The organism is Arthrobacter sp. NQ4, assembly GCF_029077345.1.
In the GTDB taxonomy this organism is placed as follows: Bacteria; Actinomycetota; Actinomycetes; order Actinomycetales; family Micrococcaceae; genus Arthrobacter.
Map to the genome: position 1 here is coordinate 67,144 of NZ_JARETC010000006.1, position 23,324 is coordinate 90,467.

The window sequence follows — 23,324 nt, forward strand, 5'->3', positions numbered from 1 at the left end:
GGTGCGGGACAGTTACTGGCCGCCGGCCGCGGCGACAGGTTTGGCTTCCTTGGGCGGCAGCGGCTGCGGGTTCAGGAATGCGCCGGCGATCAGCGGTGCACTGAGTTCCACCTGCCACCCGCGGGCCCCGAGCGCCCGCAGCTCAGCGGCAATGGAATCTTCGGTAACGATTGCTGGAGGCCGCCACGCCACGCGCCGCAGGTAGTCGGGCGTCAACAGGTTCTCCAGCGGCAGGTTCAGTTCCTCTGCCTTGGCCTGGAGGAGGGGCCGGGCAGTGGCCAGCCTGGCGGCGGCTTCGGGATCGCGGTCCGCCCAGACCCTCGGCGGTGGCGGGGCGTTAGTGGGCAGGTGCAGGGGCGGCAGTTCCTCCAGGTCCCGTGCTGCGGCGATGCAGCGCAGCCACCGTGGAGCTTCGCGCTGGGCCGCGCGGCCGTGGAACCCCTTGGTGCTGAGCAGTTGCGGGACGGTGGCGGGCATGGCCTTCGCCGCCGCTACCAGGGCGGAGTCCGGAATGAGCCTGCCCGGTGCCACGTCGCGTTTTTGCGCCAGGGAATCGCGTTCCAGCCACAACTCGCGGACAGCGGCCAGTTGGCGGCGGTCCCGGATCTGGTGCAGGCCGGAGGTCTTCCGCCAGGGGTCCACCCGGGGCGGAGCGACGCCGGCTTCGAGGATGGCGGCAAATTCCTGCTCGGCGTACTCCAGCTTCCCGTCCGCCTGGAGCAGTTCAATGAGTTCCTCGCGCAGTTCGGTGAGGACCTCCACGTCCAGGGCGGCGTAGCGCAGCCACGGCTCCGGCAGGGGGCGGGTGGACCAGTCGGCGGCGGAGTGTTCCTTGGCGAGCCCGAATCCCAGGAGCTGTTCGATGACAGCTGCCAGCCCCACACGGGGAAGCCCGGCCAGGCGTGCGGCCAGTTCGGTGTCGAAGAGCTTGTCCGGCCACATCCCGAGTTCGGACAGGCAGGGCAGGTCCTGGCTGGCGGCGTGCAGGATCCATTCGACGCCGCGCAGGGCGTCATTGATAATGTCCAGGTTTCCGAAGGGTTCGGGATCGATCAGCCAGGTCCCGGCACCTTCGCGCCGGATCTGGACCAGGAAGGCCCGCTGGCCATAGCGGAACCCGGAGGCGCGTTCGGCGTCAACGCCTGCAGGGCCGGTGCCGGCGGCAATGGCGGCGGCGCAGCGCTCCAGGCCGGACTGGGTTTCGATGACCAGGGGAACGCCGTCCCGGGGTGCGTCAAGATCGATGATTTCGGGGATGGGGCTGTCAAAGCCCTCCACCGTGATGTGGGGTGCGGCAGCAGCAGCCGGGACGCCGGCTGTGGTGTTTTCCGGAATGTTTGGGGTCATGATGCCCCCAGTTTACCGGGCTGCCCCATAACCGTTCTGCTGGCCCCGGCGCCGGGGCGGAAGGGCCGTCACACCGTCGGGCAGTGGTGGCAGGCCCGCGAACGTGCAGACCATGTCGGACCAGGCTTCCAGGTGTGCCTGGACATCGGAGGAATCCGGCGTCCAGGAGGCCCGGAGCTCGATGTCGATGGAACCCGGGCGTTCGGCCAGGGTGCCGAAGCTTTCGGACAGGACGCGGGTGGCTGTGCCGCCGGCTGCCCTGTAAGCGGCCCTGTGGTTCTCCAGCGCTTCGACCAGCCACGTCCATGCCACGGTACCCAGCATCTGGTCGTTGCCCATTTCCGGTTCCAGTTCGGCCCGTATATAGGTCACGATGCGGAACTCACCGTCCCAGACCGCTGAGCCGTCCGGATCGTGCAGCAGGATGAACCGTCCGGTGGCGAGTTCCGTCTCATCGTCGTCCGTCGCTCCTGCGGCGGCGGTCCCGGATGCTGCTGCGAAAGCCAGTGCCGCCGGTCCGTGGACGGGCGTGGAAAGGCTGCCTGTGCCGGGGGCCATGACTTCGGCACCGAGTGCGACGGCGAACGGAGCCAGCCGCGCAGGGGCAGGGATTTCGGCCAGGTGCAATTCCTTGCGGCACCGGGCTTTCCTGAGGGTTCCCAAGGCGTGGAGGAAATCCGGGGGAACCTGGTCAAGTGCGTTCACCTTGGCAGATTACGGGGCCGGGCGGCGCCGGGCAGGCAGGCTCGCCGTCAACGGACGGTCACCCTGCCTGGCCGTCCCGGTAATCCCGCAGTTCATGGCCGATCGCGGCGGCAAAGGCATCAACATCCTCCTCGGTGGTGTCGAAGGAGCACATCCAGCGGACTTCCCCTGCTGCCTCGTCCCAGTCGTAGAAGCGGAAGGAACTGCGCAGCCGGTCCGCCACGCCGGGTGGAAGGACGGCAAAGACGCCGTTGGATTCCGTCTTCTGGGTGGGGCGGACGCCCTCAATGATGTCGACGGCGTCCCTCAGCCGGGAGGCCATGGCGTTGGCATGCGAGGCGGAGCGCAGCCAGAGGCCGTCTTCGAGCAGGGCGATGAACTGGGCGGACATGAACCTCATCTTGGATGCCAGCTGCATGTTCATCTTGCGCAGGTACACCAGGCCGTGGGCGGCCTCAGGGTTCAGCGCCACCACGACCTCGCCGAAGAGCAGCCCGTTCTTGGTCCCGCCGAAAGAGAGGATGTCCACGCCGGCGTCCCTGGTGAAGGCCCGCAGGGGGAGGTCCAGGTGGGCGGCGGCGTTGGCCAGCCGTGCCCCGTCCATGTGCAGCTTCATGCCCTTTGCGTGGACATGGTCGGCGATGGCCCGCACTTCCTCAGGGGTGTAGCAGGTGCCCAGTTCAGTGGTCTGGGTGATGGAGACGGCCAGCGGCTGCGCACGGTGCTCGTCGCCCCAGCCCCAGGCCTCCCTGTCGATCAGCTCCGGGGTCAGCTTGCCGTCCGGGGTGGGGACCTGCAGCAGCTTCATGCCGCCGATGCGCTCGGGTGCCCCGTTCTCATCCATGTTGATGTGGGCGGTGGAAGCGCACACCACGGCGCCCCAGCGGGGGAGCAGGGACTGCAGCGAAAGGACATTGGCGCCGGTCCCGTTGAAGACCGGGAAGCATTCGATGCCCGGGCCGAAGTGTTCAACCATCAGTTCCTGCAGCCGTGCGGTGTAGTCGTCCTCGCCGTAGGAAACCTGGTGCCCCTCGTTGGCTGCAGCCAGGGCTGCCAGCACCTCGGGGTGGACGCCGGAGTAGTTGTCGGAGGCAAAGCCGCGCACGCTGGGGTCGTGCAGCCGCAGCGTCGAGCGTGTTTCTGCTGTTGTCGTCATAGGGTTGCTCACGCTTTCAGTGTAGGTACAGTTATGGCGGTATCAGCCCGCCAGCCGGAGGCGGACCCCGTTGAGTTCGGCGGACGGCGTGCCGAAAAGGAGTACGACGGCGGCGGCCAGGTCAGCCACGTCCGTGGCCCCCGGGAATTTCCGCTCGGGGTGCGCGCGGCGCAGTTCGTCGTCAACGAGTGCCTTGACCACCAGGATGGTGGCAGCAGCCAGGTGTCCGCCGTCCCCGGCGGCGCGGCGGAAGCCATCCGCCATGGCCATGGTCCAGGCTTCCGCGGCGGCCTTCGCTGCAACGTAACTGGCCACCGCGGCGGTTGGTTTGTCCAGGGCGGTGGAGGACACCATGGCAAACCTGCCGGCCGGAGATGCGGCGATGTCGTCGAAGAAGACGCGGGAGACGTTGCGCAGTGTGGTGATGGCCCCGCGCTCCAGGAAGTCCCAGTCGTCGTCGGACTGGTCGGCGATGCCCTTGGCCCCGCGCCAGCCACCCACCAGGTGGATCACGGCGTCAACGGGCCCGACGGCGGCGCTGACCTCCGCGCGAAGCTGCCGGACGGCCTGGAGATTGGCGAGGTCGCACGTGAAGGGGGTGACGCCGTCGCCCGCCTTGTCCGCAGCCTCCGTGATCCTGGCCTGTTCCGATCCCACGGTGGCCACGCGGTGCCCGGCCGCAGCCAGTACGCGCGCAACAGCGACGCCGGATGCGCCGCTGCCGCCCGCCACCAGGACGGTCAGGGACCCGGTGGTGTGGGCGGCAGCGGCGGTGCCGGAAGGGGTCACAGGGCTGAGTGGCCGGTGATGCCGGCGGTTGACTCAATGACGGGGCGCATCTTCTTCTCCAATGCCTCGTAGAACATGGACAGCGGGAATTCGTCGTCCAGGACCTGGTCCGTGAGGCCGCGGGGTGTTCCCGCCAGCGGCAGCGCGTCCGGCCCCTTGGCCCACACGGAGGCCGGGTTGGGGGTGACGGTTGCGGACACCAGCTGGTAGGCCGCCAGCCAGTGGGCGGTCTTGGGCCGGTCGATGGAGCGCCAGTACAGGTCATCGATGCTGGCTCCCAGGGCGATCACAGCGTCCGCCACCTCATCCCAGTCGATGGTAAGCCGTGTGTCCGTCCAGTGCAGTACGTGCTGCTGGTGCAGCCAGGCGAAAAGGAGCTGGCCACCCAGGCCGTCATAGTTGCGGACCCGGCTGCCGGTGATGGCGAAGCGGAAGATGCGGTCGAAGATAATGGCGTACTGCACGAGCCTGGCGTGCCGCCGGGCCTCGGGGTCGGCGTCGTCGTCCTTTTCGATCCGGACGGACTCGCGGAACGCGGTGAGGTCGCAGCGCAGCTCCTCGAGCGAGTACAGGAAGTAGGGCATCCGCTGCTTGATCATGAAGGGATCGAAGGGCAGGTCGCCGCGCATGTGCGTCCGGTCGTGGATCAGGTCCCACATGACGAAGGTGGCCTCGGTGAGGTCCTGGTCAGCGAGCAGTTCGGCCGCGCCCTCCGGAAGCTCCAGGGAGGTGATCTCCGCGGCCGCCTTGAGCACGCGGCGGAACCGGGCAGCTTCGCGGTCGGCGAAGATGGCACCCCAGGTGAAGGTGGGGGTCTGGCTGACCGCTACCGTCTCGGGGAAGAGGACGGCCGAGTTGGTGTCGTAGCCGGGCGTGAAATCGACGAAGCGGATGGGGACGAACAGCTTGTTGGAATAGTCGCCGGCTTCCAGTCCCGCGATGAACTCAGGCCAGATCACTTCGACCAGCACGGCCTCAACCAGCCGGTTGCTGCTGCCGTTCTGGGTGTACATGGGGAACACCACCAGGTGCTGCAGGCCGTCAATGCGCTGCTGCTGCGGCTGGAACGCCAGCAGGGACGACAGGAAGTCCGGGACGGCGAACCCGCCCGCGGCCCATGCCCGGAAATCAGCGCAGGCGGCCTCAAGGTACTCCGCGTCGTGGGGGAAGGCAGGGGCCAGCGCCGTGAGGGCCTCCACGATGGTTTCCACGGACCGGGCTGCCGACGTGTGGTCCGCGGGCTCGGGGACGGAACCGTCCTGGACCTGGAGGGCCTGAAGGGCGGTGGCTGCGCCCTTCAGCCGCAGCCAATCCTCGTTCTGCGCGGAAATACCGGTGACGGCGGTGGTCAGGGTTTCTGTCATCGTCGGCTGCCTTTCTGGTTACTTGCTTCTCTGGTGAGCGTAACAAGCAACCAGCAGGACTTATGCCCGAAGGGTCGTTGAATAAGATATTCTTAGCCTATGGTCCGGCTGGGGAGGAACGAGACCGGCCCCCGGCTGTGGGAACAGCTGGGGGCCCGTCTTTTTGGACGGGTTGCGGGGACTTCCCGTGGTGCTTATCGCTTAGCCCTGGGGTCCGTCGCTGGCTGCCTCTTTGGCCACGAGCCGGAGGGAGACCGAGTTGATGCAGTAGCGCTGGTCGGTGGGCGTTCCGTAGCCCTCACCCTCGAACACATGGCCCAGGTGTGAGTCGCAGGCGGCGCACCGCACTTCGATCCTGTCCATGCCCAGGGTGCGGTCATGGATGTAGCGCACTTTGCCCTCAGTCAGAGGGGCCCAGAAGGAGGGCCAGCCGCAGTGGGAATCGAACTTCTCATTGCTGGTGAACAGTTCAGCGCCGCACGCGCGGCACTGGTACACGCCCTCCGTATGCGTGTCCCAATATTCGCCGGTGTATGGCCGTTCCGTCCCCGCCTGGCGCAGGACGTGGTATTCCTCCGGAGTCAGTTCCTCCCGCCACTGGGCATCACTTTTTTGGACTGCGGCCTCGCTGTCCGCAGCCTCCTGTGCGCTGCCGTGCTGCGTTCCGGCGCCAACGCCCGGTGCCTTGTTGCCGAAGATGCTGTTTCCAAAGATGCTCATAGCTTTCCCAACGCTTAGGAGTCGCCGATAAATCCCGAGCCCGCGTACAGGTGGAGCACGGGGACGCCGAGTTGGTCCTGGGCCTTGTTGGCCCAGTCAGTGTGGAACGTATCGGCCACGGCATGCGGCCGCGTGATCACCACGGCCTGGGAAGCGCCGGTTTCGCGGACCTTGGCCACCAGGCTGTCAACGGCCTTGCCGTCCACCACCTGGCCGGTCACGCCGGAGCCCAGTCCCTCGAGCGCTGCCAGGGAGGCCGCCAGGGTTTCGTCGGCGTGCGCCCGTTCGGTGGCGGCATCAGGGTTGCGGGCGGCGAGCTCGCGGAAAGCCTTGGCAACGTCCAGCATGGACAGGTTCTCAAGGAAGTCCACCAGCAGGTGCCGCTCGGTATTGGCCGGGACCAGGACCAGCAGGCGGCTGTCCGCACCATCTACGAGCCGTTCGATGTTAACGCGGTCGTCCGCGCCCAGGGGTTCTTCAGTCAGGATGACGATGGGATCACTCATGGCCTTAGCCTAGTCCCGCCCGCTGGCCCCCGCACTGCACCTGCCTTTGGACTGCGCGGGCCCTTGAACTGCACCGGCCCCTGAACTGGACCGGCCCCTGAGCTGCACCCCAGCCCGGGTCCCTCCCGGGCCGGCCCGGCGTCGCCGTGCGCCCGGGTGCGGGAATGCGGGTATCTGCGGCAGGGCCGGTAAGAATAGTCCCATGGCACCTTTCCGGCGAGCGCGCCCTGCAATGACTGCATCCACCAGGGAATCCGTTGGGGTGTCGCCGGGGGCCAAATGGGCCGTTGGCGGCGCCATCGCCGGCGGCTCGGTGGCAGGCCTGCTGGGAGCGGGTTCCTCGGCGCTCGCCGTGTATTTCGCGCGGCGGGTCATCACTCCGGCACGGCAACGGGCGGCCGACAAGGAAGTCCTGGCGGTGATCCGGGACCGGCAGAAGCTGCAAGTGATCCTGGCTGCCGATGATGACACCACGGTGGACGGCGTCTACGGGTTCTTCTTCGACGGCGGCAAAGGGCACGCACGGATCGGCCGCATCGTCTCCTACTCGCCCGCCGAGCGGACTGTGCTGCGCGAGGTCGAAGCCGTGTACAGCGGGGATCTCTCCACCGCCCGCTGGGGATGGTGGAGCGGTGCCACCTACCCGGACCCGGCCGCCGTCGGAATCCCTGCCGAGGACGTCCTGATTCCCGTCGAGCGCGGCGAAGCTCCCGCCTGGCTGGTCCGGGCAAAGGGAACTGCCCGGACCTGGGCCATCATGGTGCACGGGCGCGGTGCCACCCGGCAGGAAGCGCTGCGGGCCGTGGGACCCGCGCTGGAACTGGGCCTGACCAGCCTGCTGGTGTCCTACCGGAATGACGGGCTGGCACCGTCAGCCGATGACGGCCGCTATGGCCTGGGCTCGACGGAGTGGCAGGATATCGAGGCTGCCATCGGGTACGCGCTGGCCAACGGTGCCGAGGAAGTTGTCCTGTTCGGCTGGTCCATGGGAGGGGCCATTTGCCTGCAGACTGCCGATCTCTCCCGCCACCGCCACCTGATCAGGGCGATGGTGCTGGACGCACCGGTCATCGACTGGGTGACAGTGCTTGCCCACCATGCGCAGCTGAACCGGATTCCGTCGCTGGTGGGCAGGTACGGCCAGCTGATGCTGGGCCACCCCCTGGGACGCAGGCTCACGGGCCTCTCAGCGCCCGTGGACCTGAAAGTCATGGACTGGGTGTCCCGGGCCGTCGAGCTGCGGACGCCAACACTGATCATCCACAGCGTCGACGACGAGTACGTACCGTACGGGCCGTCCGCCCTGCTGGCCGAGCGGAACCCGGAGATGGTGACGTTCGAGACGTTCAACCACGCACGGCATACGAAGGAATGGAATGTGGACCCCGAACGCTGGGAACGGCTGGTGAAGGCCTGGCTGCGCCAGCAGCTCGCTCCGCGCCTCAATCCCGGCTCCGGCCTGACCCCTGGACGCATGGCAGAATCACCGGCCCAGCCCACGCAGGCGGGTGGCTGACATGGCGAAAGCACGCCCGGCAGGAACTGTGACCGGCCGCGGCAGGGAGCTGGCGGCGGAGCTTGCCGGGCTGGTGGCGTCGTCGGGCCCCGGCCGGCCGGCGCAGGCCTCGCACTCGCCCTTCGACGGCTCAGTGGTGGGTGAAGTGCCCGTATGCACCCCGGACGACGTCCATGCCGCCGTCGAAACCGCACGCATGGCGCAGCGGCAGTGGGCAGCCCAGCCAGTCGCCGAACGCCGTGCGGTGATCCGGCGGTTCCTGGCGCTGCTTTTGGACCGCGAGCAGGACGTCCTAGACCTGGTCCAGGCGGAGAGCGGCAAGTCCAGGTTGAGCGCCTTCGAGGAGTTCGCGGACGTGGTCCTGACGGCCGGCTATTACGAGCGGACCGCTGACCGGTATCTCCGCGCGCGCCGCCGGAAGGGCGCGGCCCCGGTCCTCACGCGCACCACGGAATACCGGATGCCCAAGGGGGTTGTGGGTGTCATCAGCCCCTGGAACTATCCCTTGACCCTTGCGGTTTCGGACGCCATCCCGGCCCTGCTGGCGGGCAACGGCATCGTCCTGAAGCCTGACTCGCAGACGCCCTTCACGGCCCTGCTGATGCTCAGCCTCCTGCGGGAGGCGGGCCTTCCGGCGGACCTGTTCCGGATCGTCACGGGACCGGGCACGGAAATAGGGCCTGCCTTGATCGGGCGGGTGGACTTCCTGATGTTCACGGGATCCTCCAGGACCGGCAAGACCGTCGCCAGGCAGTGCGCTGAGCGGCTGATCGGCTTCTCCGCCGAACTGGGCGGCAAGAACCCGATGCTGGTGCTCGCGGATGCGGACGCGGGCAAGGCGGCCGCCTGCGCGGTGCACGCCTGCTTCTCCAACTCCGGGCAGCTGTGCGTCAGCATTGAGCGGATCTACGTCCATGCCGACCTTTATGACCGGTTCCTGGCGGCGTTTACAGCCAAGGTGAAGGGCATCCGGATGGGGTCCGGACCGGACTGGGACATTGGCATGGGGTCCCTTATCAGTACGGCACAGGTGGAGCGGGTGGACCGCCACGTCCAGGATGCGCTCGCAAAAGGCGCCCAACTCCTGGCCGGAGGACGGCGCCGTCCGGACCTGGGTCCGCTGTTCTATGAACCCACCGTCCTGGCCGGCGTTACGGATGAGATGCTCGTCGCCCGGGAAGAGACGTTCGGGCCGGTGGTTGCCGTCTACCGCGCGGCCGACGACGACGCCGCCGTCGCCCTGGCCAATGACTCCGACTTCGGGCTCAACGCCAGCGTCTGGTCCGCCCGCCGCGGCGAAGCAGTGGCCCGCAGGCTCCAGACGGGGACCGTCAACGTCAACGAGGGCTACGCGGCCACCTGGGCCTCCCACGATGCACCGATCGGCGGCATGAAGGACTCCGGCGCGGGCCGCCGCCACGGCCGGGAAGGCATCCTCAAGTACACGGAACCGCAGACCATCGCTGTGCAGCGGCTGCTCGGGGTGGCCCCCGCCCCCGGGATGTCCAACCATGCCTACGCGCGGATCATGAAAGGGGCCATCACGTTGATGGGCCGCCTTCCCCGAAACCGCTGAGGACACAGCCTGTGCCAACACCCGAGGAGAACTGAGATGGCCAAAGGAACACGACTTTCCGGTGCAACACTGTTGGTCACGGGAGGGGGAAGCGGGCTGGGCCGCCGCCTGGCACTCGGCGCCGCCCGGCGCGGGAGCCGGGTGGTGATCTGGGATGTGGACGCGGCAGCGGGAGCTGCGGTCCGCGACGAAATCCGGGCCGCCGGCGCGCTGGCTGAAGCCCACGCCGTGGATGTCACGGACCGGGAGGCGGTCAAGGCCGCCGCAGCGGGGACCGGGCCGGTGGATGTGCTGGTGAACAACGCCGGGGTGGTCAGCGGGAAGCGGCTCCTTGATGCGACGGAAGAGGCCATCCAACGGACCATGGACGTCAACGTCATGGCCCTGTACTGGGTCACCCGTGCCTTCCTCGGCGGGATGGCGCAGCGCGGGCACGGCACCGTGGTCACCGTTGCCAGTGCTGCGGGGATGGTGGGCGTCGCCCGGCAGACGGACTACTCCGCCAGCAAGTTCGCCGCATTCGGTTTCACCGAGTCACTCCGGGCCGAGCTCCGGGCGGACCACACCGGGGTCAACACGCTGGTGGTCTGCCCCTACTACATCAACACGGGGATGTTCGACGGCGTACAGACCCGTTGGCCCCGGCTCCTCCCCATCCTCGAGGAGGAGGACGTGGCAGCTGAAGTCCTTGACGCAATCGAGGCCGGCCGCCGGAAGCTCGTCCTGCCGCCCTTGGTGAACCTGCTCCCGGTCCTGCGGATCCTTCCGGTCGGCGTCTTTGACCGGCTCATGGACGTGCTGGGCGTCAACCGCACCATGGACCACTTCACGGGCCGTTCCGGCAGCCGCGCGGGGGAGCCGGTCCGGGAAGGCCCAGGGCGGGCCCCGGCCCTTTCCCCGGAAGGGGACACTCGGCCCTGGCGCTGACAAAGAGAGCTGCCTACCGTCGGCTGCAAGGGGGGAACCATCAAGGCAATTGAAATGGGGCCCACAATGTATCTGACAAGGCGGCAACTCCTGCAAGCCGGCGCCGCAGCCGGTGCGGCCGTTGCGATGCAGCCGTATGGACCGGGAAGTGGGCGGGCAATTGCCACGCCAGGACAGGCCGGCCTATTCACCGAGCAGCTTCCAACGCTGGCCGAACTGGGCGTCCTGGACATGAGTGCCGGCGGCACTGCGTCTCTCTGGATGCGAAACGCCCAGCACCGCTTCCAGGCCGGCATGGGCGTGGCCGACACCCTGGCGTACCAGGACGGGACCTCCTCCCGTACATATTTGGGCCCGGTCATCATCGCCCGGAAAGGAACCCCATTCAGCCTCACCGTCCATAACGGGATCGAACGGCATCCCCTTGGCTACGCCGTCGACGCGGAGCTCGTTCCTCCCGGCAGCAACGATGCTGCAGCGCCGAGGACGTCCGTGCACCTCCACGGAGGCAACACCAGGCCAGAGTACGACGGCGGCCCCGAGCAGGCATTCCGGCCCGGCGCTTCCTACACGTACAGGTATGGCAACGACCAGGACGCAGCCGGTCTCTGGTACCACGACCACGCGCTCGGCATTACGCGGTTGAATGTCTATGCGGGGCTGGCCGGTGGCTACCTGTTGCGGGACTCAGGTGGATCAGGAATAGATACCGGCGACGGTACCCACCTGCCCCCGCCGCCCTATGAAGTTCCGCTGATCATCCAGGACAAAATGTTCAACCCCGACGGCACGCTTGCGTACCCGCCGAACCCGGACCTTTCCACTGCCGGCGGAACACCGCGTCCCTGGGCGCCGGAGTTCTTCGGCGACGCGGCAATAGTCAACGGCAAGTGGCGGCCGAATCTCGACGTGGCCCGGGGGAAGTACCGGCTCCGCATGTTCAACGGCTCCAATGCCCGGTTCTACGACCTCAAGTTCACAGTGGATGGCGCGGCGCTCGCCTTCTTCCAAATAGGAACGGACGGCGGCCTGCTCAACGTACCGGTCAGGCTGAACAGGCTGCTCATGGGACCGGGCGAGCGGGCGGATATCGTGATCGATTTCGCCGGACACAAGCCCGGCACACGGGTTGTTCTGGCCAACAGTGCCCGCGTCCCCTACTCGGACGGCCCCGCCACCATCCAGCTCGGGGGACTCCCGCTGCCGCAAATCATGCAGTTCACTGTGACATCCCAGGCCGGATACACAGCGCCGGTGCCTGGCAGCCTCCGGGACTGTTCCATCACCGATCTGGTGGCCAGGACCCCGGAGGCCATCAGGCCCATGGCACTGGTGGAAGTGGCCAACGCCGCCGGGGTTCCCCTCATGGCGCTCCTGAACAACCGAAAATTCGAGAGCGAAGACATTCTCCGGGTCCGGAGCGACAGCCTCGAAGAATGGGAACTAATCAATACCACGGGGGACGCCCACCCGATCCATGTGCACTTCACCCAGTTCCAGGTCCGCGACCGGCAAAAATTCGACGTCGACGGGTACCTGGCAGCCACCGGCTATGTAGACCCAGGGACCGGCCTGGTGACGCCGGGCCGCGGCAGCGCCGTTCCGGTCCGGCCCTTCCTGATCGGACGCCCCAAAGGGGCGCCGGCACATGAGCAGGGCTGGAAGGACACGGTCATTGCCATGCCTGGGGAAGTCACCAGGATCCGTGTTCCGTTCGGGGCAGGGGCGGCGGACGGAGCCCCGCTGGCCATCGGCTCATCCTTCAATGGCGAGTACGTCTGGCACTGCCACATCCTGGAGCACGAGGACAACGAGATGATGCAGCGGTACATCATCGAGTAGCGGGATGAACCACCCCTGCTGCGGCTAAGCCCGGAGGTTGCCTGCGGCCAGGGAGCCGATGGGAGCCGTGACGGCGTCTGTCAGCCTGACCAGGTCAGCGGGCGCCAGCTCGATGTCCAGGCCCCGCCGGCCGCCCGAGACCAGCAGGGTCTCCAGTGCCAGGGCACTGGAATCCAGCACCGTGGGGGAAGGCTGGCGCTGGCCGAGCGGGGAGATGCCGCCGAGGACATAGCCGGTGCGGCGCTGTGCTGCAGCGGGATCTGCCATGGCGGCCTTCTTGGCCCCCAGCGCCATGGCCATTGCCTTCAGGTCCAGGGTTCCGCTGACGGGAACAATGCCCACCGCGAGCCTGCCCTCCACGTCCACCATCAGGGTCTTGAAGACGCGGGACGGATCGATCCCCAAAGCCTCGGCTGCCTCCACACCGTAACTCGCCGCCGAGGGGTCATGGGTATACGGATGCAGCACAAAGGGAACCCCGGCCGCGGTCAGGGCCGCTGTGGCCGGGGTTCCCTGGGAGTTGTTCCTGCGTGCCATGACGGCGGGGTCAGGCCTGGCTGCGGGATGCTGCGGCAACCTTGCGCTTGATCCTGCCCAGCATGGCGGTCATGCCCCGCATGCGCAGGGGGGTGATGGCGCGGGTGAGTCCCAGCAGCTCCGGCATGTCGTCCGGAACCGACAGGATCTCGTCCGCTGTCAAACCGTCCAGGCCCTCGTGCAGCACCCCGGCGAAACCGCGCGTGGTGGGCGCCTCGGGCGGTGCCTTGAAGAACAGGCGGACGGCGCCGTCGTCGTTGGTTCCCGTCTCAACGGTGAGGAACAGCGGCGACTGGCATTCCACCACCTGCTCCAGGAGTTCGGGGTGGTCCTTGAGCCGGTCCGGGAGTTCCGGCAGTCCTTCCGAGAACTCCAGCAGCAGCTGCAGCCTCTCGGGTTCGGACAGGGCCTGGAAATCGTCCACGATCGCCGCCAGGGCGGAAGGCAAAGCTTGAGTAGTCATCGTTCCAAGTCTACGCGGGGGAGCGGGGTCAGGCTCCGACGGCGACGGGAACGGAACCCCGCTCGGCGCCCTTGACGATCGGCACGCGCACGGCGTTGCCCCACTCGGTCCAGGATCCGTCGTAGTTGCGGACGGTCTCAAAGCCCAGGAGGTACTTCAGGGCGAACCAGGTGTGGCTGGACCGCTCGCCGATGCGGCAGTACGCCACGACGTCGTCGCCTTCAGCCAGGCCGGCTTCGCCGAGGTAGATGGCTTCCAGTTCCTCCCTGCTGCGGAAGGTGCCGTCGGCGGCAGCGGCGCGTGCCCACGGGATGGACGCTGCAGTGGGGATGTGGCCGCCGCGGAGGGCACCCTCCTCCGGGTAGGCCGGCATGTGGGTGCGCTGACCGGTGTACTCCTCGGGGGAGCGGACATCGATCAGGGGACCGGTGCCCAGGTGGGCCAGGACGTCATCCTTGAAGGCGCGGATCGGGGCGTCGTCACGCTCCACCACCGGGTAGTTTCCGGGAGCGGGAGCTGGCCGGTCCCTGGTCAGTTCGCGGCCTTCGGCAACCCACTTGTCCCGGCCGCCGTCCAGCAGACGGACGTCCTGGTGGCCGAACAGCGTGAAGACCCAGAGGGCGTAGGCGGCCCACCAGTTGGACTTGTCGCCGTAGATCACCACGGTGCTGTCGCGGGAAATGCCCTTCGACGCCGCGAGTTCAGCAAAGGCGGCACCGTCAACATAGTCGCGGGCCACGTCGTCGTTCAGGTCAGTGTGCCAGTCGATCTTGACGGCGCCGGGGATATGGCCGGTTTCGTACAGGAGCACGTCCTCGTCGGACTCCACCACGACGAGTTCGCCGCGGGCCACGGCACCGCTTTCAACGGCGGCAGCAAGCCACTCAGTGGAGACCAGCCGCTCCGGGTGGGCATAGGCTGCGAACTTCTCATTCTGTTCAACCGGGTAGGGCATGGCTTGGCCTTTCACTAAGAGCACGGGAAACCGCGGAACATGCATTGGAACCTGTTCCCACACTAACCAGCGCCCGTGGGGTTGTCCGTATTCCGTTAACAGGGCGAAATGTTGCCTTCATCACGCCCCTGGGCGTGAGGCCGGCGCCCCGCCCGGGTAGGGCCCGCATTGCCGGTATCCTTTCTGGGGACCAACCACCAGCAGAACGGACCACCTTGGTACAGATCGAACAGCTTGCCGCCCGCACTCCGGCAGTATCGGTGGACGAACTCCTTAAGGGCTTCTACCCCTCGCCCCGGTTTGGGGAGGTTTCCTTTTCGAGCTACCGCCCCGACCCGAAGCAGCCCAGCCAGGCCGCCGCCGTGCGTGCCCTGGAGGGATTTGCCGACGGCGTGGGGTCGGGCAACGGAGGCGGGCTTTTCAAGAAGCTGTTCGGCAAGAAGGACGAATCCAGGGCGGGAATCTACCTGGACGGCGGCTTCGGCGTGGGCAAGACCCACCTGCTCGCCTCCCTGTGGCACGCGTCGCCCGGCCCCAAGGCCTTCGGTACGTTCGTGGAGTACACCAACCTGGTGGGCGCTCTTTCCTTCCGCAAAACGGTGGACGCGCTGAGCAGCTACCAGCTCGTGTGCATCGACGAATTCGAACTGGACGATCCCGGCGACACCGTCCTGATGTCCCGTCTCATGCGTGAGCTGGCTGACGCCGGGGTCAAACTTGCCGCCACGTCCAACACGCTGCCCGGCTCCCTGGGCGATGGCCGGTTCGCCGCTGTGGACTTCCAGCGCGAAATCCAGGTCCTGGCGGACCAGTTCGACGTGATCCGCATCGACGGCGAGGACTTCCGGCACCGTGGCCTCCCGGCCGCGCCGGCGCCGCTGAAGAACAGCGAGCTCAACGCGCACATGAAGGCGGAATTCGACGGGAAGACCGTGGCCCAGGATGAGTTCTCCACCCTCATCCACCACCTGGCCGGCGTGCACCCCAGCCGCTACCGCCAGCTGATCCACGGCATTGACGGCGTGGTGTGGCGCAACGTGGAAACCATCACGGAACAGGCTGTGGCGCTGCGGTTCGTGGTCCTTGCAGACCGGCTCTACGACAAGGATGTGCCGATCCTGGCCAGCGGCGTCCCCTTCGACAAGCTGTTCACCGAAGAGATGATGGCCGGCGGGTACATGAAGAAGTACTTCCGCGCCGTCTCCCGCCTCACTGCGCTTGCTCGTGAAGGCCAGAACCACGAGCCCTCCTAGGCGGACTTCTTCCCGGGCCGGGGCCGCAGCGCCAGCCGGACCAGCAGTCCGGCCAGCAGCGCCCAGAAAGCAGACCCGATCCCGGCGAACGCCAGGCCGGACGCGGCCATCAGGAACGTGACGGCCGGGGCAATCCGGTCGTCCGGGTCCGCCAGGGCTGCCGAGACCGCCGAGGCGAGGGTGCCGAGCAGTGCCAGCCCGGCAACGGCTTCAAGCATCCCGGCCGGCGCTTTGCTGACCACCGACACCAGGGCCGCCGAGAAGGCAGCCAGCACCAGGTAGGCCAGGCTGGACGTGAAGCCCGCGATCCACCTCCTGCTCCGGTCCCCGCCGGCTTCCTCGCCGGCGGCCAGGGCAGCACTGAGCGCCGCGAGATTGATGGCGTGGCCGCCGAACGGGGCCCCCGCAACAGTTCCCACCCCCGTGACGAGCATCGCCGGGCGCCACGGTGCCTCATATCCACAAGACCTCAGCACGGCCACCCCGGGAATGTTTTGCGAGGCCATCGTCACCACGAACAACGGGAGCGCAAGGCCCGCCATCGCCTGGAGGCTGAACGCGGGTGTGGTCCAAGCCAGTGCCGGGACCAGGCCTGCCGGTTCAACAGGGGTTCCGGCAGATACCAGGGTTATTCCGATCACGCCCAAGGCGGCCAGCAGGGCTGCCGGCACCGCCCAGCGCGGGGCGAACTTCATCATCAGCAGCCAGCACAAGATCACCGGCGCTGCAAACGCCGGGGCGGAGCCGAGGGCCTTGAAGGGTGCCAGGCAGAGCTGGAGCAGGACACCGGCCAGCATGGCCTGGGCCAGGGAAGTCGGGATACGGGCCATCAGCCTGCCAAGCGCCGGCACCAGGCCGGTCATGGCCAGCAGCAGGCCCGCACCAAGGAAGGCTCCGACGGCGGCCGGCCACCCGCCGTCGGGCACTCCCGATGACGCAAGCAGTGCTGCGCCCGGCGTTGACCAGGCCAGTGTCACCGGGACCCTCGAACGCCAGGCGAGCACCAGCACGCCGAGTCCGACGGTGAGCGTTACGGCCAGGAGGCCGGACGGAGCCTGGGCAGGATCAGCGCCGACTGCCTTGAGTCCGGCCAGGACCACGGCAAAGGATGAGGTGAAGCCCACCAGCGCGGTGACGATCCCTGCGACCACCGGCCGGGAATCGGTCCGGGTCGGTCCGGGCTTGGTTGCCGTGGTGGGGGCGGGAGACGGAGACTTGGGCATACCGGCAGGTTACCGGCCCGGGTTTGGCAACCGGCAATTCGGGGCGGCGAATGTCGCCGTTAAACGCCAAAGGTGCGGGCGCCGCCTCCCGGCGGGACCCGCACCTCCTTGACGTGCCGGGCAAAGCCCTGGCCAAATCCTTTACGGAGCCCTGTCAACCGGCGGAACCGGATTTCCAGGAGCTGCCGGGGGAACCTGCTCGGCGGCAGGTTCCTGCCCCGGGGTGCCGTTCTTGTCAACGAGCTTGGAAGCGCCATCCTGGATCTTGTCGACGTGGCCTGCGTACTTGCCGCCGGTCCTGGTGTCGACGAAATCGCCAGCCTTGGTGATGCCGTCCTTGATGGCCTGCTCGTTGCCGCGGATGAGACCCTGAGCCTTGCCCTTTAGATCGTCAATCAAACCCACGGGCACCTCCCTTCTATCGCGGAGCCAGGTCGCTCCTCGCGCATTCGATCCTATCCGGGCCCGGGAGGCGTGCCAAGGGAATCACGTTCGCCAGCAGCGGATGCGGCTTAAACGAAAAAAGCAGCTCCGGAGAGCTGCTGTTCGTGTGTGGGCGATACTGGGATCGAACCAGTGACCTCTTCCGTGTCAGGGAAGCGCGCTACCGCTGCGCCAATCGCCCGGAACCGGAAGACCGGCTTATGGGATATAAGAGAGCGGACGACGAGATTCGAACTCGCGACATCCACCTTGGCAAGGTGGTGCTCTACCAGCTGAGCTACGTCCGCATTGTGCAGATTGTTCCGGAAAAATCCGGCGGTTCTGCCAGCAAGTTGCCTTGCCGAGTGGGCGATACTGGGATCGAACCAGTGACCTCTTCCGTGTCAGGGAAGCGCGCTACCGCTGCGCCAATCGCCCATTGCATCCGGAAACCCGGAAACCATGGTTTTCACCGAGGTGGGTACGGGATTCGAACCCGTGTATACGGCTTTGCAGGCCGCTGCCTCGCCTCTCGGCCAACCCACCGTGTTAGCGTCAATTCCGAAGAATGTTTGCTGTGACAGTGTCCTGCGAGCGGACGACGAGATTCGAACTCGCGACATCCACCTTGGCAAGGTGGTGCTCTACCAGCTGAGCTACGTCCGCATTTTGGAGGCTTGATTCCTTGCCGTTTCCGGCATTTCCTCGCGTTCCAACGAGTAAAAACAATATAGGAGGTTCCGGGAAACTCCAAATCGCCCCGGCGCGGCCGGCCCGCATGGGCCCAACAACCGCGGAATTGCGCGAAATTTTCGAGTTACAGGCGTGTAATTCCGGCCAGGGTGAGTACGGCCGCCCCACCTTGTACTGCCCGATGCGCTGCTTTCGTGCAGGCGCGGGCGGGGGTGGACGTGGCTGCAGGACCCCCGTGGAGCATGGCTTTGCGTGTGGCGCCGGCCGATTTTTCAATTGGGGCAGACGTGGGCTAGCATTCAAATGCATCGGGGCGATTGGCGCAGTGGTAGCGCGCTTCGTTCACACCGAAGAGGTCACTGGTTCGAACCCAGTATCGCCCACCGCAGAGGTCCGTTTCCGCTCATCAGCAGCGGAAACGGACCTTTTTTGCGTGCGGCTCCTGCCGCCGGAGATTTTGTCGGCCCCCTGTGAAAGAGTCTTTTGTATGACTGATCCGCTTCTTGCCCACGCCACCGAATACGGCCGGATGTACGCACGGTCAACGTCTGAGCAGTTCTCGGTTCCTTCCATCACCACGGTGATCAGCCAGCAGCCGCACGGCCTCGATGGCTGGTTCGGCTATATGGGTGCCAGCAGCCTGGCCAACGATCCGCTGCTCTCCGACTGCCTGGGGAGCCCGGCCAAAATCAAGCAGGCCATCAACCGTGCGGCAAAGGCGGCCGAAACGTACCGGGACGACGCCGCCAGGCGTGGGGACCGCGTACATAACTACTGCGAGCAGGTGGCCCTCCGGGCGCTCGGACGCCCCCATTCCATGAAGGAAGCCCGCGATGCCCTGGCCGCCAACGGGGAGGAGGCTTTCGCCGTGCGCTTCGACGAATGGTGGGAACTCTTCCGCGTGGAGCCCATCGCCCCGGAAATCACGGTCTGGAACAACTCGGTGGGATACGCCGGAACCCTTGACCTCGTGGCCAGGATCAACGGACGCATCTGCCTGATCGACTACAAGACCAAGGGCACAACCCGGGACGGTCAGGTCAAGCCCCTGGATGACAAGGTGGTGATGCAGCTGGTTGCCGGCATGAAGGCGGAAGAAAGCCTCGTGGATCCGGAGGCGGGGACCTGGGAGCCCTGGAAGTACGGTGAGGACCCGGTCCTGCTGGCGGTGGCCATCGGTGAAACGGAGGTCCGCCCCGTCCGGGCCAACCCTGAGGTCCTCAAGCACCACTGGTGGAAGTTCTGCGCCCTGCGCCGCGTCTGGGAACTTTCCGCGGACACCATCAGCGCGGGCACTGCGCTGCTGCCCATCGCACCCCCGCCCCTGGCCCGTACTGCCTAAGGAGACGGTGCACGTGAAGAGACTGCACCTAAACTGGACAGGTTCACTTTCCCGCCAACCGTGAGGACACCCAGCGCATGGCTATTCTGAATATCCGCATCATCGGCGATCCTGTGCTGCGCACAGTTGCCGATCCCGTGACGGAATTCGGACCCGACCTTGCCAAACTGGTCGCCGACATGACCGAGACCATGGAGGACGTGGAAGGAGCCGGCCTTGCCGCTCCCCAGATCGGCGTCAGCAAGCGCATCTTCACCTACCGGATCGACGGCGTCGAGGGCCACATCATCAATCCTGTCCTGGAGAACAGCGAGGACTACCAGCCGGACCACGTGGAGGGCTGCCTGTCCATCCCGGGCCTGGGCTTCCCGGTCCGCCGTTTCCGCGCCACCCGTGTCACCGGCGTTGACATGCACGGCAACCCGGTCACCATTGACGGCGAGGGGATGCTGGCGCGCTGCTTCCAGCACGAAAACGACCACCTGGACGGCATCCTTTACACGGACCGCCTCGAGGGCGAGGACCGGAAGGCGGCGCTGAGGTCCATCCGCAACGCCAATTACGACGCCGTCGCCGGACGGACCACAGCCAAACGCGCCAAGAGTGTGGGGTCAAGCTTCGGCGGGACCAGCTTTGGCGGAACCAGCACCCCCGGCTCCAGCTTCGGCGCAGCCGGGTGAGGGTCCTCTTCGCGGGGACACCCGCCGTCGCAGTTCCCTCCCTGGACGCGCTGGTCAACGCCGGCTTCAACGTCGTTGCCGTCCTGACCCGGCCCGACGCGCCGCTGGGCCGGAAACGGGTGCTGACGCCGTCGCCCGTTGCCCAGCGGGCCGCGGAACTGGGCATCGAGGTCATCCGTGCCGCACGCGTCGATGCCGAGGCCATAGCCAGCATCAGCGCGGTGCAGCCGGACGTCGCGGCCATCGTCGCCTATGGCGGACTGGTTCCCCGCGATGCCCTGGGCATTCCGCGGCACGGCTGGGTCAACCTGCACTTCTCCCTGCTGCCCGCCTGGCGCGGGGCGGCGCCGGTCCAGCGGTCCATCATGGCCGGGGACGACGTCACCGGCGCAGTGACGTTCCAGCTTGAGGAAGGCCTGGACACCGGGCCTGTCTTCGGCACCCTGACGGAGTCCGTCAAGCCCCAGGACACGGCGGGTGACCTTTTGGAACGGCTGTCCCACAGCGGCGCGGTCCTGCTGGCCCAGACGCTTTCTGCCATCGATGCCGGAAAAGCAGCGCCGCAGCCACAGGCCGGCGATGTCACGCTGGCGCCGAAGCTGACCCTGGAGGATGGCCACCTGAACTGGGCGCATCCGGCCCTGGCCATCAGCAGGCAGGCGCGCGGTGTCACCCCCGAGCCCGGTGCGTGGACCGTGCTGGACGGGCAGCGGGTCAAACTTGAGCCGGTGCGGCTGCGGCCGGATGTTTCCGGGCTTGCCCCGGGATCCGTGGCACTGCGGGACAAGGCCGTGTTGGTGGGGACAGGTTCGCACGCGGTGGAACTTACCCGGATCCAGCCCGCCGGGAAAAAGATGATGGCCGCCGCCGACTGGGCGCGCGGTTTGGCTTCACTGGAGAGCGTGGTGTTCGAATGACCGGGTCCGGAGGCAATACAGGCGGACGGGGAAGTGCCGGGGGACGCAGCGGCGCCGGGAAAGGCGGGCAGGGCGGCAGCGGCGGACCTGCCGGCGGCGGCCGTGGCAACGGCGGTCCCCGGGACGCCAGCCGGCGGAACGCCAAGGGGCGGGAACGCAACCGCGGGCCGCAACGGAGCTTCACCGACCAGGCGCCGTCCCAGCGCACCAGGCGTGCAGATCCCGCACGCCTGGTGGCCTTCGAGGTGCTCCGCGCCGTGGCGGCGGAGGATGCCTACGCCAACCTGGTCCTGCCCGCACGGATCCGGCACCACCACCTGGACAAGCGGGACGCCGGATTCGCCACCGAACTGAGCTATGGGGCCCTCCGCGGCCAGGGAACCTATGACGCCATTTTGGCGCGGTGCGTGGACCGCCCCCTGGCGCAGCTTGACCCGGCTATCCTCGATGCCCTCCGCATCGGTGCCCACCAGCTGCTTGCCATGCGGGTCCCCGCCCACGCTGCCCTGGACCAGACCGTAGGGCTGGCCCGCGCAGTGATCGGGGCCGGACCGTCGACGTTGATCAACGCCGTCCTTCGCAAGGTCGCCGCCCGGAGCCTGGAGGAATGGCTGGACCTGCTGGTGGAAGGCGAAACCGACGCTACGAAGGTAGCCGCGGTGAGGTACGCCCACCCCGAGTGGATCGTCCGGGCCATGCGCCAGTCCCTCGTCGCTCACGGCCGTTCAGCAACAGAGATCGACGACCTTCTGGAAGCGGACAACGACGCACCTGTGGTTAACCTCGTTGCCCTGCCCGGCCTGGGCAGCCTGGACGAAGCGCTGGAAAACGGCGCCACCCCCGGGGAGCTGGTTGAAGGCTCGGCGCTCTCCAGCGGCGGGGACCTGGGCCGCCTGGCCTCCGTCCGCGCCGGTACCACCAGGGTGCAGGACGTCGGTTCCCAGCTGGTGGCCAGGGCCCTGGCCGCGGTGGACCTCGGTGCACCCGGGGGAGCGGGCGGCACGGGAAGTGAACCCACGGCCGGTGACGCTGAAGCATGGCTTGATCTCTGTGCCGGTCCAGGCGGAAAGGCAGCGCTCCTTGGTGCGCTGGCACACCAGCGGGGCGCCACACTGCTCGCGAACGAGCCCGCGCCGCACCGGGCCAAGCTGGTCAGCCAGGCACTGTCCGCCGTTCCGCACGACAGCTGGCAGGTCCGCACCGGTGACGGCCGTGAAGTGGGCGGTGAGCAGCCCGGGCGGTATGACCGTGTCCTGGTGGACGTTCCCTGCACGGGCCTGGGAGCATTGCGCCGCAGGCCGGAGTCCCGGTGGCGGCGCTCGCCCAAGGACATTGCAGATCTCGGGCCGCTGCAGCGCGAACTGCTGGCCTCGGCCCTGGGTGCCGTCCGGCCAGGGGGAGTGGTGGCCTACGTGACCTGTTCACCGCATCCCGCCGAGACAACAGCCGTCGTTGACGACACCCTGCGCAAGCGCCCTGACCTGGAACTCCTCGATGCCGGTGCGGCCCTGGACGCGGTCAGCCTGACCGGGAGCCTGGGCGCCGGCCACGAGTCAACGGCGCAGCTCTGGCCCCATATCCACCACACCGACGCGATGTTCCTGGCCCTGATAAAGAAGAAGGCCTGACCGGGCAGAACGCCTGGGTTTCCCACCACGCACCTTGAAAGGCACCCCCGTGACGCAATGCTGCATCAATCCGAGCATCCTCTCCGCCGACTTCGTGAACCTTGAGGCCGAACTACAGCGGATCAGCAATGCCGACGCCGTGCACGTTGACGTCATGGACAACCACTTCGTGCCCAACCTGACCATCGGGTTGCCCGTCGTGCAGCGGATCCAGGCCGTCAGCCCCGTACCGCTTGACGCCCACCTGATGATCGCCGACGCGGACCGCTGGGCGCCTGGTTTCGCGGACGCCGGCCTGGCCTCCGTGACGTTCCACGCCGAAGCTTCCATTGCGCCCATCAAGCTGGCACGGGAACTGCGCAGCAGGGGATCCAAAGCGGGCATGGCCCTGCGCCCGGCAACCCCGGTGGAGCCATACCTTGACATGCTGCCGGAACTCGACATGCTGCTCATCATGACGGTGGAACCGGGCTTCGGCGGCCAGGCGTTCCTGGACATCACCCTGCCCAAGATCCGCAGGGCCCGCGCGGCCGTGGAGGGCTCCGGGCTGGGGGTGGCCATCCAGGTTGACGGTGGCATCACGGAAGAGACCATTGCCCGGGCCGCCGAGGCCGGGGCGAACGTCTTTGTGGCCGGTTCCGCCGTCTACGGCGCCGACGATCCGTCCGCTGCCATCGACCTGCTGCGCGCCAAGGGCAGCCGGACATTACGCGCGGCGACGGAATAACCGGGAGCCCATCCCGGTTGTGGCACAATAACAAC

General features: G+C 67.3%; 22 protein-coding genes and 6 tRNA genes. 11 read left to right on the forward strand and 17 right to left on the reverse strand.

Translation table 11 applies throughout. From position 1 onward, the window contains the following. Positions 1-12 precede the first annotated feature (12 nt). The 7 genes from PUN51_RS12065 to PUN51_RS12095 all read right to left on the reverse strand — a co-directional run bounded on the left by PUN51_RS12065 (position 13) and on the right by PUN51_RS12095 (position 6,587). Positions 13-1,347: an HRDC domain-containing protein gene (locus PUN51_RS12065; protein WP_159632161.1), complete on the reverse strand. Its 1,335-nt coding sequence runs from the start codon at positions 1,345-1,347 to the stop codon at positions 13-15. Between the two features lie 12 nt (positions 1,348-1,359). Beyond that, on the reverse strand, positions 1,360-2,052 hold the full coding sequence (locus PUN51_RS12070) for a DUF3000 domain-containing protein (RefSeq protein ID WP_224025723.1): 693 nt from the start codon (positions 2,050-2,052) through the stop codon (positions 1,360-1,362). Positions 2,053-2,110: 58 nt separating this feature from the next. Further along, complete coding sequence (locus PUN51_RS12075; protein WP_224027128.1) at positions 2,111-3,208, reverse strand: threonine aldolase family protein; 1,098 nt, start codon at positions 3,206-3,208, stop codon at positions 2,111-2,113. Between the two features lie 42 nt (positions 3,209-3,250). After that, on the reverse strand, positions 3,251-3,997 hold the full coding sequence (locus PUN51_RS12080; RefSeq protein ID WP_275181072.1) for an SDR family NAD(P)-dependent oxidoreductase: 747 nt from the start codon (positions 3,995-3,997) through the stop codon (positions 3,251-3,253). Further along, complete coding sequence (locus tag PUN51_RS12085; protein WP_275181073.1) at positions 3,994-5,361, reverse strand: DUF6421 family protein; 1,368 nt, start codon at positions 5,359-5,361, stop codon at positions 3,994-3,996. The genes PUN51_RS12080 and PUN51_RS12085 overlap by 4 nt, the downstream gene beginning before the upstream one ends. Before the next feature lie 201 nt (positions 5,362-5,562). After that, positions 5,563-6,081: a peptide-methionine (R)-S-oxide reductase MsrB gene (msrB, locus tag PUN51_RS12090; RefSeq protein WP_275181075.1), complete on the reverse strand. Its 519-nt coding sequence runs from the start codon at positions 6,079-6,081 to the stop codon at positions 5,563-5,565. Between the two features lie 14 nt (positions 6,082-6,095). Further along, the gene (locus PUN51_RS12095; protein WP_159632156.1) at positions 6,096-6,587 is read right to left on the reverse strand and encodes a hypothetical protein; all 492 of its coding nucleotides are present in this window, start codon (positions 6,585-6,587) and stop codon (positions 6,096-6,098) included. 232 nt (positions 6,588-6,819) lie between these two features. On the opposite strand from PUN51_RS12095, the gene PUN51_RS12100 reads away from it, so the two are divergent. The 4 genes from PUN51_RS12100 (at position 6,820) to PUN51_RS12115 (ending at position 12,448) form a co-directional block, all read left to right on the forward strand. After that, a complete protein-coding gene (locus PUN51_RS12100; protein ID WP_275181077.1) occupies positions 6,820-8,103 on the forward strand; it encodes an alpha/beta hydrolase family protein in 1,284 nt (427 codons plus the stop codon). A 1-nt stretch (position 8,104) separates the two neighbouring features. Continuing rightward, entirely contained in the window at positions 8,105-9,679 is a 1,575-nt protein-coding gene (locus PUN51_RS12105) for a succinic semialdehyde dehydrogenase (RefSeq protein WP_275181079.1), read from the forward strand. Between the two features lie 36 nt (positions 9,680-9,715). Next, the gene (locus tag PUN51_RS12110) at positions 9,716-10,606 is read left to right on the forward strand and encodes an SDR family oxidoreductase (RefSeq protein ID WP_275181081.1); all 891 of its coding nucleotides are present in this window, start codon (positions 9,716-9,718) and stop codon (positions 10,604-10,606) included. Positions 10,607-10,672: 66 nt separating this feature from the next. After that, positions 10,673-12,448 carry a multicopper oxidase family protein gene (locus PUN51_RS12115; RefSeq protein WP_275181082.1) on the forward strand — a complete coding sequence of 592 codons (1,776 nt, stop codon included), beginning with the start codon at positions 10,673-10,675 and terminating at the stop codon, positions 12,446-12,448. Between the two features lie 24 nt (positions 12,449-12,472). Here the strand turns inward: PUN51_RS12115 and ybaK are convergent, their stop codons facing one another. The 3 genes from ybaK to PUN51_RS12130 are packed head-to-tail and all read right to left on the reverse strand — an operon-like array spanning position 12,473 to position 14,403. Next, complete coding sequence (gene ybaK / locus PUN51_RS12120; RefSeq protein ID WP_275181235.1) at positions 12,473-12,985, reverse strand: Cys-tRNA(Pro) deacylase; 513 nt, start codon at positions 12,983-12,985, stop codon at positions 12,473-12,475. A gap of 10 nt (positions 12,986-12,995) precedes the next feature. Continuing rightward, complete coding sequence (locus PUN51_RS12125) at positions 12,996-13,448, reverse strand: SufE family protein (protein WP_159632150.1); 453 nt, start codon at positions 13,446-13,448, stop codon at positions 12,996-12,998. Between the two features lie 28 nt (positions 13,449-13,476). Then, positions 13,477-14,403, reverse strand: coding sequence for a sulfurtransferase (locus tag PUN51_RS12130; protein ID WP_275181083.1), 927 nt, complete (start codon positions 14,401-14,403; stop codon positions 13,477-13,479). 215 nt (positions 14,404-14,618) lie between these two features. On the opposite strand from PUN51_RS12130, the gene zapE reads away from it, so the two are divergent. Next, the gene (gene zapE, locus PUN51_RS12135) at positions 14,619-15,656 is read left to right on the forward strand and encodes a cell division protein ZapE (protein WP_224025730.1); all 1,038 of its coding nucleotides are present in this window, start codon (positions 14,619-14,621) and stop codon (positions 15,654-15,656) included. Here the strand turns inward: zapE and PUN51_RS12140 are convergent. The 7 genes from PUN51_RS12140 to PUN51_RS12170 form a co-directional block, all read right to left on the reverse strand. Beyond that, entirely contained in the window at positions 15,653-16,879 is a 1,227-nt protein-coding gene (locus PUN51_RS12140; RefSeq protein WP_275181084.1) for a benzoate/H(+) symporter BenE family transporter, read from the reverse strand. The two genes, zapE and PUN51_RS12140, sit on opposite strands and share 4 nt — an antisense overlap. Before the next feature lie 141 nt (positions 16,880-17,020). Next, complete coding sequence (locus tag PUN51_RS12145) at positions 17,021-17,284, reverse strand: antitoxin (protein ID WP_159632146.1); 264 nt, start codon at positions 17,282-17,284, stop codon at positions 17,021-17,023. A gap of 148 nt (positions 17,285-17,432) precedes the next feature. Continuing rightward, positions 17,433-17,504 (reverse strand) — tRNA-Val (locus tag PUN51_RS12150). Positions 17,505-17,537: 33 nt separating this feature from the next. Beyond that, a tRNA-Gly gene (locus PUN51_RS12155) sits at positions 17,538-17,610 on the reverse strand. A gap of 58 nt (positions 17,611-17,668) precedes the next feature. Next, positions 17,669-17,740: transfer RNA gene (locus PUN51_RS12160), tRNA-Val, on the reverse strand. Positions 17,741-17,777: 37 nt separating this feature from the next. Then, a tRNA-Cys gene (locus tag PUN51_RS12165) sits at positions 17,778-17,848 on the reverse strand. A 47-nt stretch (positions 17,849-17,895) separates the two neighbouring features. Beyond that, positions 17,896-17,968 (reverse strand) — tRNA-Gly (locus PUN51_RS12170). A 338-nt stretch (positions 17,969-18,306) separates the two neighbouring features. Here PUN51_RS12170 and PUN51_RS12175 point away from each other — a divergent pair. From PUN51_RS12175 to rpe, 6 genes are all read left to right on the forward strand, one after another. Beyond that, positions 18,307-18,378 (forward strand) — tRNA-Val (locus PUN51_RS12175). Between the two features lie 104 nt (positions 18,379-18,482). Then, entirely contained in the window at positions 18,483-19,337 is an 855-nt protein-coding gene (locus PUN51_RS12180; RefSeq protein WP_224025732.1) for a cytochrome, read from the forward strand. 77 nt (positions 19,338-19,414) lie between these two features. Then, positions 19,415-20,017, forward strand: a complete 603-nt coding sequence (gene def, locus PUN51_RS12185; RefSeq protein WP_159632144.1) for a peptide deformylase — start codon at positions 19,415-19,417, stop codon at positions 20,015-20,017. After that, positions 20,014-20,934: a methionyl-tRNA formyltransferase gene (gene fmt / locus PUN51_RS12190; protein WP_275181085.1), complete on the forward strand. Its 921-nt coding sequence runs from the start codon at positions 20,014-20,016 to the stop codon at positions 20,932-20,934. Before def ends, fmt begins: the two co-directional genes overlap by 4 nt. Then, a complete protein-coding gene (locus tag PUN51_RS12195; protein ID WP_275181086.1) occupies positions 20,931-22,562 on the forward strand; it encodes an RsmB/NOP family class I SAM-dependent RNA methyltransferase in 1,632 nt (543 codons plus the stop codon). The genes fmt and PUN51_RS12195 overlap by 4 nt, the downstream gene beginning before the upstream one ends. Positions 22,563-22,611: 49 nt before the next feature. Beyond that, positions 22,612-23,289 (forward strand): ribulose-phosphate 3-epimerase, encoded by a 678-nt coding sequence (rpe, locus tag PUN51_RS12200; RefSeq protein WP_224025735.1) that lies wholly within the window; start codon positions 22,612-22,614, stop codon positions 23,287-23,289. Positions 23,290-23,324: the final 35 nt, after the last annotated feature.